Annotated in this window: 11 protein-coding genes; 5 read left to right on the forward strand and 6 right to left on the reverse strand. The window is 42.9% G+C overall.

Annotated elements, in window-relative coordinates; all coding sequences use genetic code 11:
• Positions 1–122: 122 nt before the first annotated feature.
• Genes E3D81_RS06120 through fucP form a run of 4 tightly spaced genes read right to left on the reverse strand, consistent with a single transcriptional unit; the run spans position 123 to position 4186 of the window.
• The gene (locus E3D81_RS06120; RefSeq protein ID WP_134776825.1) at positions 123–887 is read right to left on the reverse strand and encodes an SDR family NAD(P)-dependent oxidoreductase; all 765 of its coding nucleotides are present in this window, start codon (positions 885–887) and stop codon (positions 123–125) included.
• 34 nt (positions 888–921) lie between these two features.
• Complete coding sequence (locus E3D81_RS06125; protein ID WP_134776826.1) at positions 922–2586, reverse strand: UxaA family hydrolase; 1665 nt, start codon at positions 2584–2586, stop codon at positions 922–924.
• 5 nt (positions 2587–2591) lie between these two features.
• On the reverse strand, positions 2592–2927 hold the full coding sequence (locus tag E3D81_RS06130) for an L-rhamnose mutarotase (protein ID WP_134776827.1): 336 nt from the start codon (positions 2925–2927) through the stop codon (positions 2592–2594).
• Between the two features lie 5 nt (positions 2928–2932).
• Positions 2933–4186, reverse strand: coding sequence for an L-fucose:H+ symporter permease (gene fucP / locus E3D81_RS06135; RefSeq protein WP_134776828.1), 1254 nt, complete (start codon positions 4184–4186; stop codon positions 2933–2935).
• A gap of 132 nt (positions 4187–4318) precedes the next feature.
• On the opposite strand from fucP, the gene E3D81_RS06140 reads away from it, so the two are divergent.
• A complete protein-coding gene (locus E3D81_RS06140) occupies positions 4319–5173 on the forward strand; it encodes a helix-turn-helix domain-containing protein (protein ID WP_099367353.1) in 855 nt (284 codons plus the stop codon).
• Between the two features lie 8 nt (positions 5174–5181).
• On the opposite strand, the gene nhaA is transcribed toward E3D81_RS06140, so the two are convergent.
• Together nhaA and guaB are read right to left on the reverse strand one after the other, a co-directional pair.
• A complete protein-coding gene (gene nhaA / locus E3D81_RS06145) occupies positions 5182–6351 on the reverse strand; it encodes a Na+/H+ antiporter NhaA (protein ID WP_099367352.1) in 1170 nt (389 codons plus the stop codon).
• A gap of 221 nt (positions 6352–6572) precedes the next feature.
• Positions 6573–8048, reverse strand: a complete 1476-nt coding sequence (guaB, locus tag E3D81_RS06150) for an IMP dehydrogenase (protein WP_099367351.1) — start codon at positions 8046–8048, stop codon at positions 6573–6575.
• Positions 8049–8260: 212 nt separating this feature from the next.
• Between guaB and E3D81_RS06155 the strand changes: the two genes are divergently transcribed.
• The 4 genes from E3D81_RS06155 to secDF all read left to right on the forward strand — a co-directional run bounded on the left by E3D81_RS06155 (position 8261) and on the right by secDF (position 14413).
• Complete coding sequence (locus E3D81_RS06155; protein WP_134776829.1) at positions 8261–8737, forward strand: hypothetical protein; 477 nt, start codon at positions 8261–8263, stop codon at positions 8735–8737.
• A gap of 290 nt (positions 8738–9027) precedes the next feature.
• Positions 9028–10203, forward strand: a complete 1176-nt coding sequence (locus tag E3D81_RS06160; RefSeq protein ID WP_099367865.1) for a glycosyltransferase — start codon at positions 9028–9030, stop codon at positions 10201–10203.
• Positions 10203–11252: a glycosyltransferase family 4 protein gene (locus tag E3D81_RS06165; RefSeq protein ID WP_134776830.1), complete on the forward strand. Its 1050-nt coding sequence runs from the start codon at positions 10203–10205 to the stop codon at positions 11250–11252. Before E3D81_RS06160 ends, E3D81_RS06165 begins: the two co-directional genes overlap by 1 nt.
• A gap of 134 nt (positions 11253–11386) precedes the next feature.
• Positions 11387–14413, forward strand: a complete 3027-nt coding sequence (secDF, locus tag E3D81_RS06170) for a protein translocase subunit SecDF (protein ID WP_134776831.1) — start codon at positions 11387–11389, stop codon at positions 14411–14413.
• The last annotated feature ends 56 nt before the right edge of the window (positions 14414–14469 follow it).

Raw genomic sequence — 14469 nt, forward strand, 5'->3', positions numbered from 1 at the left:
GTTTTTTTAGTATTTAGTAGTTAGTAGTTAGTATTAAGACCTATGGTCTGATAACTTTTCCTATAATCAATTGTCTATTGTCTAAACTCTATTATCTATAATCTGATATCTATCATCTACCATCAATTATTCAGCTTAATGAATCCGCCATCTATAGGGTAGTCATTTCCAGTGATGAAGGCGGCGTCATCTGAACATAGGAACAAAGCCAATTTAGCGATTTCGGCTGGTTGTCCCATGCGGCCGATGGGCTGGGATTTGGATAGTTTATCGAACATTTCCTCCTCTTGTCCGGGGTAGTTTTTGGCAATGAAGCCATCAACAAATGGCGTATGCACGCGGGCTGGCGATATCGAATTTGATCGGATGTTATAGGCCATATAATCCCGGGCTACGGAAAGGTTCATGGCAAAGATAGCCCCTTTGCTCATGGAATAGGCAAAACGGTCGCTGATGCCTACTACGGCTGCAATGGATGCCAAATTGAGGATGGCACCTCCGCCATTGGCTTTCATAGCTGGAATTACCGCATACAAGGCATTATAAGCCCCTTTAACATTCACCTGATAAACCCTATCAAAATCAGCTTCCGCGCAGTGTTCCAGATCCCCTACATGGGCGATACCTGCATTGTTCACTAATATATCCACTCGCCCGATCTTCGCCACGATATCAATAACCTCTTGTTGGATCGAAACATTGCCAATATGAATATCGCATTTCCCTCCTTTAGATTCGATTGCTGCTTTCGTTGCTTCGGCTCCTTCGGCATTTAAATCCAAGATATGGACATGGGCACCTTCTGCACCGAACAATTCCGAAATTGCTCTACCAATACCACTACCACCCCCGGTTACCAACGCTACTTTGTCTTTTATTTTAGACATAACTATTTAATTTTATTTTTATTACAATATCTAATTAAAGCGAAACTCCACGACGCCAAGGAATGAAATCATCCTGACCCATCAACACCGCTTTCGCTTTTATTTCGCCACTTGCCACCTGTATCACATAGTCCAGGATCCGGTGGGCGGCTTCGGCAATACTTTCCTCCCCGTCGATAATCGTCCCACAGTTCAGGTCGATGATGTCCGCCATCTTCTCATAGATCTTGGTATTGGAGGATACCTTGATCACCGGAGCAATCGGGTTTCCAGTAGGAGTTCCCAATCCGGTCGTGAACAGGACAACATTGGCACCTGCTGCAACTTCTGCCGTGGTACTTTCCACATCATTTCCCGGAGTGCATAAAAGATTCAAGCCTTTTTGATTCGCCAATTCTGGATAGTCTACCACCGCAGTCACCGGCGATGTACCACCTTTTTTGGCTGCTCCGGCCGATTTTATGGCATCTGTGATCAGTCCATCACGGATATTTCCAGGTGAAGGGTTCATGTAGAAACCTGAACCATCTGCCTCTGCCTTAGCATTGTATACCTTCATCAACTGCATGAACCGTTCCGCCATTTCCTCGTTCAGGCAACGATCGCTCAGCTCTTGCTCCACCCCACATAGTTCCGGGAATTCCGATAGGATAACCGATCCCCCTAAACTGATCAGCATGTCGGAAATATACCCCAAAGTAGGATTGGCGGAGATCCCAGAGAATCCATCCGATCCACCACATTCCAAGCCGATGCATAGTTTATCCAAACCCGCAGGTTCCCTTTTCAGTTGATCGGCCTGCACCAATCCTGAGAAAGTGGCTTTAATGGCCTTCTGCATCAAATCCTGCTCGGTTCCTTCCAATTGTTGTTCAAAAACATATAAAGGTTTGTCAAAATGGGGGTCACGCTTTAGGATTTCTGCTTTCAGAATGGAAGCTTGCGCATGTTGGCATCCCAAACTCAATACGGTTGCCCCGGCCACATTCGGATGGGTAATATAACCTGCCAAGAGGCCACAAAGGGCATCTGAATCCATTCTGGTACCGCCGCATCCCATATCATGGTTCAGGAATTTAACCCCATCCACATTCGGGAATAGCCTTTTCTGCTCCTGGTTGATGGTTCCAGCACTCAGATCCAGGTTCAACAGGTCATCTACGGAAGCGCCAGCCTTATATCGTTCGATAAGGTGGTCTACTTCATTAGAATAATCCTTTGATTGCACCTGATAACCCAGTTTCTCCTCCAAAGCAGTCTTCAACGTCAATACATTTCTATTCTCGCAGAAAACCAATGGGATAACCAACCAATGATTGGCCGTACCTACGGTACCATTACTTCTATGAAATCCCTGGAAAGTCCGACCTTCAAAGGCGGACACATCAGGCCTTTCCCAATCCAACTTACGGGCAGCCAGTTTGAATGGCTCCGCAGCATGCCGGAGGTTCTCGGTGCTCAGCAATGTTCCTTCCAAAAGATCTTCATTAACCTTCCCTACCAAAACCCCATACATATACACCTCCTCGTCCTTCAACATGGGGTTTAACGTAAATTTATGTTTCGCTTTCACCGCTTGGCGAAGGGAGAATTCCTTTCCCCCAAACCCGATCGATTCACCCTCCGAAAGGTCCCTAAGCGCAACCAGCACATTATCCTTCGGATGAATCTGCAAGTACGCTACATTCTTTTTATTCATGATATCTATAACTCAAATATTTTATCCATTAATACCCATTTCTCTCCTGGTTTTGCGCCCGGAATGGCCTGCTGGTATTTCCACATCAAGGATTCCCAATCCTGCACATGCGGGTTCTGAGCATCCATTTCCCCCTTGCGCTCGAAACTAAACTGATCATCTACCTCCATGATCATAAATAACCTATTTTCAAAACGATATATCTGCATGGATATTACCCCAGCATCCTGTATCGACTGTTGGATTTCCGTAGGAATCCGCTCATGGTAGGTCTCATATTCCTTAATCAGAACTGGATCATTTACCAGATCCAGTGCTAACGCATATTTTCTATTCTTCATACCCATTAATGATTTTTGGTGGAGATGACCTGTTCGCCAGATTTATTATTCAGGGCAAACAAGACCACCACAAAGAAACAAACTAAAACAACAAAATACCCATATTGCATATGGCCGGTGCTATCCGAAATATAGCCTAATAAGGGCGGAAAAATGGCACCACCAACAATCGCCATGATGATCAGACTGGATGCCGATTTGGTATCCCCGCCGATTCCTTCCACACCCATCGCAAATATCGTTGGGAACATAATGGACATGAAAAAGGCAATCGCCACCATGCTGTAGAGTGCAACCATGCCAGAAGCGAATATACTGATCAGTGTTAAGATACAGGCTATCACCGCATAGATCAACAACAATTTGGATGGCAGGATATAACGCATCAAAAAAGTGCCCAAGAAACGACCGATAACGATCAAAAGACCAGCGATAGCGGCATAATCCTTCGCATCAAAAGCCTGTATCCCAGCTACCTCCGTAGCAAAGAGAATGATAAAGCTCAGGACACAGATCTGGGCACCCACATAGAAGAATTGGGCAATCACGGCCCAACGCACATTCTTATGACGGAATGCGGACCATACACTGGCATTGGAATCCCCCTCCTCTTTTGCTTCAGGGAGTTTGATCAGGGCAAACAACAAAGCCGCCAATAAAATAACACAACCCAATACGATATAAGGCCCTTTTACAATGGCCGTTTCTGCCTGGATATAGGCCGTTCTGGCTGTTTCATCCAACGCAGCAACTTCCTCATGGCTTAATGGTGGTTTTGCCAAAATAATGTACCCGCCCAATAAAGGAGCAACAAAGGAAGCCAAACCATTGAAAGACTGGGCAAAATTCAACCGTTGGGTAGCTTTGCTCGGATCCCCTAGAACGGTCATATAAGGATTGGCTGCAGTTTCCAGGATCGTGATCCCACAAGCCAAGACAAATAACGCCATCAGAAAGAACAGATAACTCATGGTATTGGCGGCAGGTACGAACAGGAAACAACCGACAGCAAATAATAACAAACCGATCAAGATGGCGGTTTTGTACCCATATTTTTTCATGAAAATCCCTGCGGGTATGGCCATGACGAAATAAGCCACAAAAACGGCCGAATCGATCAGTGAAGCCTGTAAATGGCTCAGACTGAACGCGCTCCGAAGATGCGCAATCAAAATCGGATCCAGGTTATGGATAAATCCCCAAAAGAAGAACAGGGATGTGATTAAGATAATAGCCAATGTATTATTTGCTTTGCTCATAGATGGTTTTTATTGGAAGACCTAAATAAGCGATTAAATTGCAGAATGGAGTGAAGAAAATTACCTTTTTTATAAACTATATTATCATTTGATGCGAATGATATTGATAAAAAATGAATAAATTAGTCAATTATGATCATCAAGCAGCTCGAAGTTCCCAAGCAGTACAACGAAAGTTTCCAGATCCGAAGAGATTATGCTCCGCGGCATCATCAGATATGGCATTACCACGATGAGCTGGAAATTGTACACATTTTAAAAGGCTCTGGGACACTTTTTATCGGAGACAGGATAAAACCTGTTCAACCTGGAGAAACGGTTCTTATACCTGCGCAGATTGCCCATTATTGGCTCTTTGAAGAGGATGTTGTGGACAATCCAGAACCTCATGCTATTGATTGCCTGGTCATCCACTTCAAAAAAGATCTCGGAATCGAACGGTTCTTTTCCACCCCCGAACTGCTTGAAATCAAAACCCTGATCGATCAATCCGAACGCGGTTATTTTTTTGATTCGAATTCTTATACGGCAATCCAACCCCTATTCGAGCACATGCTGGTCAACCAAGGCTTGGATCGCTTCATCGCGTTCCTGAAATTCCTTAGCCTGATGCAGAACAGCCCAAAAGAAGAGCTTACCTCCGAAAATTATTCCATACTCCATCAATCGGAAGACCAGTTCCGGATGAACAGTTTGATGGAATACCTGCGGGAAAACTATAAGCAAAAGATCAAATTAGCGGATCTGGCGGGATTGGCTGGCTTGACCGAAAACTCTTTCTGTCGGTATTTCAAACAAAAAACCGGCAAGACGCCGGTTCAGTTCATTACAGAATTACGCATTTCCCATGCCTGCAGTCAGCTGAGGAACAGCAAACTATCCCTGAAGGAAATCTGTTACGATAGTGGTTTCAATAATTTTGTGAGCTTCCACAAAAACTTTAAAAGCATCATCGGACAGACCCCATTGCAGTTCAGACAGGCATAGCAGGACGTCTATGCATATGTTTTCTTGGATTTCAATACCATGAAACCAATGATACCCGCCAATAAAGAAGTGATCAAAATGGATAGTTTTGCTTCTGAAATACTCAACGGATCCTTAAACGAGAGGATCGCGATGAAAATGGACATGGTAAAACCGATACCTGCCAATAGACCTACCCCCAATACATGACGCCAAGTACTTCCTTCCGGCAGGCTGCTCAACTTTAATTTTGTACATAGGTAGGAAGTCAGTAGAATACCGACTGGTTTTCCAAGCAATAATCCCAAGGAAATACCCAAACCTAAGGAAGAGGTCAGACCGCCGATCATTTCGCTTTCCAAGGTGATATTGGTATTGGCAAAGGCAAAAAGCGGAATGATCAGGAAGTTCACCGGTTTGCTCAGGGCATGCTCCAATCTTTCCAATGGAGATTCTACATCCGTATCGTTTGTCGGGATGGTCATAGCCACCAAAACCCCTGCTATGGTAGCGTGAATACCGGAATGATGGATAAAATACCAGATGAATACACCCGGAATAAGGTATAGATAAGGATTCTGTATATTTAATCGGTTCATGATGATCAGGATCAACAGACCACCTAAGGCGTATAGCAGATAAGACACTTCGATACCAGAGGAATAGAAAAATGCGATAACCAAAATAGCGATCAAATCATCCACGATGGCCAAAGCCGCCAAAAAGATCTTCAGGCTACTTGGCACCTGTTTCCCCAACATACCGATCACGGCCAGTGCAAAGGCTATATCGGTCGCCATCGGGATTCCCCAACCACTAGCTGTTTCTTGACCTGCATTAAAGCCTACATAGATCAATGCCGGAACAACGGCACCACCAATCGCACACAAAATAGGTAATGAGGCCTTTTTAGGCGAAGAAAGCTCCCCTTCCACAATTTCCCTTTTGATTTCCAGACCTACCAATAAAAAGAATATGGCCATTAATCCATCATTAATCCATAACAATACGGAATACCGGAGGTGGATGCTCTCATTTTCAAATCCCAGCTGTCGGTCCAACAAGGTCTGGAGCGATCCTGCCAGCGGTGAATTCGCCACGATCATGGAAAATATCACACAGATGAATAAGAGAATACCCCCTGCATTACTCGATTGGAAGAAATTTTTGAATGCATTCAGATTAATCAATTTTGCCATACTGTTTCCTTAATAGTTAATTATCCTATAAATTTTATTTATATATTTTGAGGTAGATTATTCGATTTACTCTCGAATACGGCTAAAATATGGAATCTCCTTAGCATACATCAGAATTATTGCATAGATAATATCTATAATTTAATATCCATGATATAACCAAACAAAAAGGCCAGAGCAAAATGCTCTGGCCTTTGAAAATCCCCTTTTATAAAGTAAGGTTAACCTCTACTGTTATAATTTGGCGCCTCTTTGGTGATCTGGATATTGTGAGGATGAGACTCTCTCAAACCAGCTCCTGTGATACGCACGAATTTAGCTTCTTGTAATTTTTCGATGGTCGCTGCACCGCAATAACCCATGGAAGCACGCAATCCACCAATATATTGGTAAACCACTTCAGCCAATGTACCTTTATATGGAACACGTCCAACAATACCTTCAGGTACCAATTTTTTGATATCGTCTTCCACATCCTGGAAATACCTGTCTTTGGAACCTTTTTCCATAGCTTCCACTGATCCCATTCCGCGGTAGGACTTAAATTTACGGCCTTCCAACAAAATGGTCTCTCCAGGTGCTTCCTCTACGCCGGCAAATAAAGAACCTGCCATAATCGTGTGTGCTCCTGCTGCAATAGCTTTGGCGATATCACCTGTTTGTTTGATCCCTCCATCAGCGATCAAAGGAACTCCAGTTCCTTTCAATGCTTTTGCCACTTCGTATACAGCATATAATTGAGGAACACCAACACCTGCAATAATACGGGTGGTACAGATCGAACCTGGACCAATACCTACTTTAACAGCATCGGCACCAGCATCAGCCAACATTTTAGCCGCATCTCCCGTAGCGATATTACCTACGATAACCTGTAGGTCCGGATATTTTGACTTAACTTCTTTTAATTTATTAACTACACCCAAAGAATGTCCATGGGCCGTATCGATCGTGATCACATCTACCCCAGCCTTCACCAAGGCATCCACACGTTCGATGGTATCAGCCGTTACACCTACTGCTGCACCAACCAACAATCTTCCATGTTCGTCCTTTGCGGCATTTGGGTAATGCTTATATTTTTGGATATCCTTAAAGGTAATCAATCCTTTAAGCATCCCATTGGTATCAACTACCGGTAATTTTTCAATTTTGTGGTTCTGTAGGATTTCCTCCGCCTTGATCAAGTCAGTACCTTCTGGAGCAACTACCAAATTTGTTTTGGTCATCAGCTCACTGATCGGTCTTGCCATATCCTTTTGGAAACGAAGGTCACGGTTGGTCACAATCCCTACCAATTTGGCTTCCAGATTGATCACTGGAATACCACCGATCTTATGGTCACGCATGATCTGGAAGGCATCACCCACTGTCGCTGTCTCCAATAAGGTAACAGGATCTTGGATCATACCGCTCTCCGAGCGCTTAACCTTGCGAACTTCCGCAGCTTGTTCTGCGATCGTCATATTTTTATGTAGCATCCCAATACCACCGGCCTGCGCGATCGCGATCGCAAGATCAGCTCCAGTTACAGTGTCCATCGCTGCGGACACCAAAGGGATGTTTAATTTGATTTTTTTAGTTAGAAAGGTACTGGTGTCTACGTCACGAGGCAATATTTCAGAATAAGCTGGAATCAAAAGTACATCGTCGTAGGTAAGTCCTTCTTGTACGAATTTTTGTGGATCTAATTGCATAGCAAATAATAATGGGGTTTCCTATTTGCGAGGCAAATCTACGGAAAATCTCTGATTTTAGCAAAATAAATAAAAGGCCGAAACGAATTAAATGACATTAAAATTAGTTTTACTGTTTTTTGGCAAACTATTTGCTTAGATTGAAATGAAATAACTGTACAATATTCACATTTTGATAATGTATGGTTAATGGAAAACATAAATTAATTCACATGAAAAAATTATTTTTATCTCTATTTGCAGTTTCAGCTTTAACATTTGCTGCTAACGAAGCGCAAGCTCAAACACCTTACAAATCAGCATTGGGTATCGTTTTCGACGGTTACGATGGTTCTAACGTAGGTATTCAGTACAAAACAGCATTAACAAATGTTTCAGCTTTACAATTGCAGGCTGCATTCCGTAACCACTGGGTTTCTTTCGGAGCAGATTGGCAATATGAAAAAGCTATCCCTAATGCAGACGGTTTAGCATGGTACGCGGGTGTTGGTGCTCAAGTTGGTATCTGGAGTCACGATGGTAACTCTTCTACTAGCTTCGGTATCCGTCCTCAAGTTGGTTTAGAGTACAAAATCCCTACTATTCCAATCGCTATGCACTTAGACTACAAACCATACTTAGGTTTGAATAATGACACTGGTTTCGATGGCGGTGGTTTCACTTTCGGTGTGAAATTCGTATTGAAATAAGTCTACCAAAAAGAAAAACAAATGGCGGCCAATGGCCGCCATTTTTGTTTTAAAAGGTCGGTTTGGCATCGCTGTGAAAGTAGGGTGAAAGCATGGTGAAAGTATGCTTTTCCTATGCTAAGCATACAAAAACCTGCTTTAAACATACTATAACCTTGTTTTTACCCCGAAAACAGCCTTTTAGGTTAGGAATTTAAAAGAGAAAATAAACTAATTTTCTAGTTAAATTTTCGTTATTTAGCTAGGTAAATTGTAGCAGCTTCCCTAAAAGAACCGTTGAGTCTTATTACATGAACAGAAAAAAAGTCCTTTATTTCATGCCCGATAACCCGATGAAGGGTCATGCAGGAAATATTTCGAGATGCCGACAGATGCTATCTTTCTTCAATGAGCGCGACAGCATGTTCGAAACTGACTTTGTGTCTGAGCATATCTGGGGCGACTGGGATCAGGAATCGGAGATAAAATTCCATCAAAAATATCCCAAGCTGGGCCTGGAGCTTATTCAACGAAAAATCAAGCGGGATAATCTTCTGGGTTATCTATTCCGTTATAAAATCCCAAATTTTCTGCATAGGCTATTCTATCAGAACCGAATTGATTTGACTACCCTGTTGATGCATCGGACGTTTCGGAAGGTGCTGTCCAAAAAAAAATACGACATAGTCATCATTTCTTATGCCCAATGGGGAACACTTATTAAAAACCTACCCTATCGCGCCTATACCATTAACGACACCCACGATTTTATTTCTTTGCAAAAGGAGTCTGACCTTGACCATCCTGCAAAATCGGGAAAAAACCTCCGGGATGAATTTCGCATCCTGAAAACTTTCGACTGCATCTGGACCTTTTCGGTGGAAGAACAATTTATGTTCAGCCAGGTGGTCAATAACCCCGTCAAGCTGATCCCGATCGGTTACCCCTTATTTCCCGAACAGGCAGAACAATCTTTCAGGTATGATCTGATCTATGTGGCTAGCAATAATCCCCATAATATAAAAGGCATCAACTGGTTTATCAAAGAGGTACTGCCGCTATTAAAGAATATCCGAATTGCGGTAATCGGTAAAATAGCGCAGCACGTCGTAGACCATCCCTCTATCCATAAACTTGGCTTTGTAGATGACCTGGAAGAAGCTTATCAATCCTCCAAGGTTTCGATCTGCCCCATGTTAAGTGGAACGGGGATCAAGATCAAAGTTCTAGAATCCCTTTCCATGGGTATTCCCGTTGTTACAAATTCCTATGGCGTAACGGGCCTGGTGAATAAAATAAATAATGGCTGTTTGGTAAGTGATGAACCGCAGGAATTTGCTGATCATATCCAGAAACTGCTAGAAAACGAGCCTTTCCGACAAGCTATTGCACAGCAAGGACGGGAATTAATGAAATCATTTTATAATTTAGCCCAGGAAGAAAAAGTACTTATGGATTCTTTATTGGATCCATTCAATAAGAAATAATGAAAGTTGTATTCGATACAGAGCGAATGAAATATGCGCATACCGGTTTATACCATTATTGTTTAAACCTGGGTAATGCACTTTTAACCGCTAAACCATCCCATGCCGATCTCTATTTTTACCACAACGAGAAATCGCCCTTGGTATTTGGCGAGGATAAAAACTACATCCGTCAGAAATCGATACAGAAATTCCTAAAACCTAGCTGGAAAGGGTATGATGTCTATCATGCGAATTTCCAATTATCCCCTTACCTACCGAACAAAGGAAAATGCAAAGTCGTACTTACCATACATGACCTTAATTTCATTGCGGAAGGAAAATCACCGGAGAAAGTCAAGAAGTACCTCGCAAAGGTACAACGGAATATCGACCGTGCTGATGCGGTTGTAGCGATCTCCAAATTTGTGAAGGAAGATGTAGAAAAGCATTGCGACCTGAAGGGAAAAGAAATCCAGGTGATCTATAACGGTAGTACGATCGATGCTTCCAAGATCAATTTGGCCAGTCCAAACTCCCCTATAGATGGTCCTTTTATGTTCAGCATAGGAACCATCGCGCGAAAAAAGAATTTCCATGTCCTACCCTATCTTTTGGTAGGAAACGACTATAAATTGGTCATCAGTGGTATTGTACAGGAAGAGAACTACCAGGAAGAAATCCTGCAAATTGCTAAAGAGCTACAGGTAGAAGACCGTGTACTGCTCACCGGCCCCATTTCGGAAGAAGAAAAATACAGTTACCTAAAGCATTGCAGCCTATTTGTATTTCCTTCCATTGCCGAAGGTTTTGGCCTTCCGGTGATCGAAGCGATGACCTTTGGTAAAAAAGTACTGCTCTCCACCTACACCAGTTTACCGGAGGTTGGTGGTCCGGAAGCCTTTTACCTGGAGTCGGTGGACAAGGATTACCTGATGGCATTTGGAGCCGAACGCTTGAAAAGCATTATAGCATCTGCGGATCGTTCCAATGAAATTAAGGCTTGGGCATCCCAATTTACCTGGGACAAGGCGGCCGCAGAATATTGGCAAATTTACCAATCCATTTAATCCAAGTAGATCAGGAGATAAGGTCAAAAATATTTGTTTTCATTATACATTTTTTTTATACCTTTGCGATTCTTGGTAAATATTATTAAGCTTAAAAAACAACATAAAAAACCATAATTTATTACGATTAGACAATGAGTAAAGGGCTGATTAAATTTTTGGTGATAGTGGTTTCCTTAGCGTGCCTCTACTCCATATCATTCACTTTTGTGACCCGCAAAGTCGAAAAAGATGCCGCAGCTTATGCAAATGGTGATCTGGCTAAAGAAAAAGCCTACCTAGATTCCATGGCAAGCGAAGTAGTTTATAACTTAGGTATCGCGAAATTCACTTACCGTGAAGCAAAAGCAAATGAACTTGCTCTTGGTCTTGATCTAAAAGGTGGTATGAACGTGACCATGGAGATTTCCTTGGACGAGTTGATTACCAACTTGGCGAACAAGCCTAAAGATGCAAACTTTAACAAAGCATTGGCGACAGCTATTGCTAAAAGCAAAACAACCAACACATCGTTGATTGATTTATTTCTAAATGAGTACAAAGCTACCGGTGCAGCAACTCCAATCGCGTCGTTCTTCGCGACCACGGATAATGCAGCGGAGATCCAAGCAGGAAGTTCTGAAGCTGATGTGAAGAGATTCTTGAATAAAGAAGCTGATAATGCCATCCAAAACTCATACAAAGTACTTCGTACGCGTATCGATAAATTCGGTGTTGCTTCCCCTAACATTCAGATCCAACAAGGTACCAACCGTATCTTAATCGAACTTCCGGGTATCAATGATGAAGAGCGCGTGCGCAAACTTCTTCAAGGATCTGCAAAATTGGAATTCTACGAGACCTTCAACAATGCAGATGTGTACCAGTTGATGGACAATATCAACCGTACCTTAGCAACTACCTTAAAAGCTGACAAACCAGCAGCAGTAGCGGCTACTCCAGTTGATACGACAGCAGCAGCTAACAACGCAGCTGATACGACTAAAAAAGAAGATAACCTATTATCAAAATTAGGCGCAAACAAAAATGCGGCTGATTCTAATGCAAGCAATGCCGCTGACCTAACAGCAGGAAATCCATTATTCTCCATCTTACAGCCAAACGTTGGCCAAGGTCCTTCCGGACAAATGGAATTGGGTCCTGGTGCAGTAGTTGGTTATGCAAACCTTAAAGATACGGCTAAAGTAAATGCTTACTTGGCTCGTCCAGAGATCAAATCGATCATTCCTGGCAATATGCGCCTATTATGGGCGGTAAAACCGGAGAGCCTTTCACAAACGAAAGACATCCTTTCCTTATTTGCTATCAGAACTTCAGGTAACGAGAATGGTCCTGCCATGACAGGTGATGTGATCACCAACGCTAGAGATGAGTTTGATCCGCAGACCAATAAACCGATCGTTTCCATGGCGATGAACGCACAAGGCGCGCGCGATTGGCAACGTGTTACAGCTGCTGCCGCTCAAGGTAGATATTCTGTAGCTATCGTGTTGGATGGTGTGGTTTACTCCGCTCCAGGTGTAGAAAGAGAAATCGCTGGTGGTAACTCGACCATCTCCGGAAACTTCACGATCGAAGATACCAAAGACTTAGCAAACGTATTGAAAGCTGGTCGTCTTCCAACAACGGCTAAAATCGTGGAAGAAGCGATCGTAGGTCCTTCTTTAGGACAGGTAGCTATCGATTCAGGGGTTAACTCTGCGGTGATCGGTATCATCGTGGTTATGGCCTTCATGATCGCTTACTACAACCGTGCAGGTATTGCTGCAAACATTGCGGTAATCTTCAACGTGTTCTTCCTTATGGGCGTATTGGCATCCTTAAATGCCGTACTGACCCTGCCAGGTATAGCGGGTATCGTATTGACGATGGGTACTGCCGTGGATGCGAACGTACTGATCTACGAGCGTATGCGTGAGGAAATGGCGCTTGGTAAATCCATGCGTAAAGTGGTAGAAGATGGTTATAAGCATGCTATGCCTTCCATCTTAGACTCCCAGATCACGACGTTCTTAGTAGGTTTGATCCTATTCTTTACAGGTTCGGGACCAATCCAAGGTTTCGCAACAACCTTAATGATCGGTATCATTACATCCTTATTCACCGCGATCTTCATTACACGTTTGATTTTCGAATACATGTTGAGCAAGGAAATGAAAATTACCGTTTCTTTCCCTTGGTCTAACCATACCTTGAAGAATGCAAACTTCGCATTCATCAAGAAAAGAAAAGTAGCTTATTTGGTTTCATTGGTAGCCATTGTAATCTCTCTTGGTGCTATTGCTGTTAAAGGATTCTCTTACGGCGTTGACTTCCAAGGAGGACGTACCTATACCATTAAGTATGACACTCCGGTAGCTGCTGAAACAGTACGTGAGAATTTGGATAATGTTTTTGGAACCACTACCGAGGTTAAAACCTTTGGAACGGACAATCAATTACGTGTAACGACTTCTTACCATATCGAAGAGACCAGCGATGCTGCAGATCAGGAAGTATTGTCTAAATTGAACGAAGGACTTTCTAAAGTTCAAGGTAAATACGAAATCCTTTCGCAACAGAAAGTAGGACCAACGATCGCAAGTGATATTAGAGACAGAGCAATCTATGCTTCCATCCTATCCATCCTTGTCATTGCTGCCTACATCTTGGTTCGTTTCCACAAATGGCAATATTCTGCGGGTGCTGCAATTGCAACCATCCACGATGCGATCATCCTTTTAGGTCTATTCTCGATCTTGGATGGTATTGTTCCCTTCTCTTTGGATATCGACCAACACTTTGTAGCGGCTATCCTTACGGTATTGGGTTATTCAGTGAACGATACGGTCGTTGTATTTGACCGTCTGCGTGAGTACCTGAAAAAACCAGATGCGCATAGAGAAGATATTGGTACAACGATCAATAAAGCGATCAACTCTACATTAAGCCGTACCGTGATTACCTCATTGACTGTAATCTTCGTTCTAGCGGTATTATTTGTATTTGGTGGAGAAGTTATCCGCGGATTCTCTTTCGCCATCTTAGTGGGTATCGTCGTTGCGACTTATTCATCGATCTTCCTAGCTGCTCCAGCCATCTACGACTTAAGTGGTGGTAAGCATCTAGCTTCTTCAGCAAAACCTGAAGAGAAAAAACAAGCAAAAGTGGTTACTCCATAATCGAGTATCATAATAAAATCAGAAAAAGCCTTGATGTTGACCATCAAGGCTTTTTT

It is taken from the genome of Sphingobacterium sp. CZ-2 (assembly GCF_004526235.1).
Lineage (GTDB): Bacteria > Bacteroidota > Bacteroidia > Sphingobacteriales > Sphingobacteriaceae > Sphingobacterium > Sphingobacterium tenebrionis.

What these genes read in the sequence shown, in the direction of transcription:
- E3D81_RS06120 (WP_134776825.1), bottom strand. Translation starts at nt 887, where the DNA reads ATGTCTAAAATAAAAGACAAAGTAGCGTTGGTAACCGGGGGTGGTAGT.
- E3D81_RS06125 (WP_134776826.1), bottom strand. Translation starts at nt 2,586, where the DNA reads ATGAATAAAAAGAATGTAGCGTACTTGCAGATTCATCCGAAGGATAAT.
- E3D81_RS06130 (WP_134776827.1), bottom strand. Translation starts at nt 2,927, where the DNA reads ATGAAGAATAGAAAATATGCGTTAGCACTGGATCTGGTAAATGATCCA.
- fucP (WP_134776828.1), bottom strand. Translation starts at nt 4,186, where the DNA reads ATGAGCAAAGCAAATAATACATTGGCTATTATCTTAATCACATCCCTG.
- E3D81_RS06140 (WP_099367353.1), top strand. Translation starts at nt 4,319, where the DNA reads ATGATCATCAAGCAGCTCGAAGTTCCCAAGCAGTACAACGAAAGTTTC.
- nhaA (WP_099367352.1), bottom strand. Translation starts at nt 6,351, where the DNA reads ATGGCAAAATTGATTAATCTGAATGCATTCAAAAATTTCTTCCAATCG.
- guaB (WP_099367351.1), bottom strand. Translation starts at nt 8,048, where the DNA reads ATGCAATTAGATCCACAAAAATTCGTACAAGAAGGACTTACCTACGAC.
- E3D81_RS06155 (WP_134776829.1), top strand. Translation starts at nt 8,261, where the DNA reads ATGAAAAAATTATTTTTATCTCTATTTGCAGTTTCAGCTTTAACATTT.
- E3D81_RS06160 (WP_099367865.1), top strand. Translation starts at nt 9,028, where the DNA reads ATGAACAGAAAAAAAGTCCTTTATTTCATGCCCGATAACCCGATGAAG.
- E3D81_RS06165 (WP_134776830.1), top strand. Translation starts at nt 10,203, where the DNA reads ATGAAAGTTGTATTCGATACAGAGCGAATGAAATATGCGCATACCGGT.
- secDF (WP_134776831.1), top strand. Translation starts at nt 11,387, where the DNA reads ATGAGTAAAGGGCTGATTAAATTTTTGGTGATAGTGGTTTCCTTAGCG.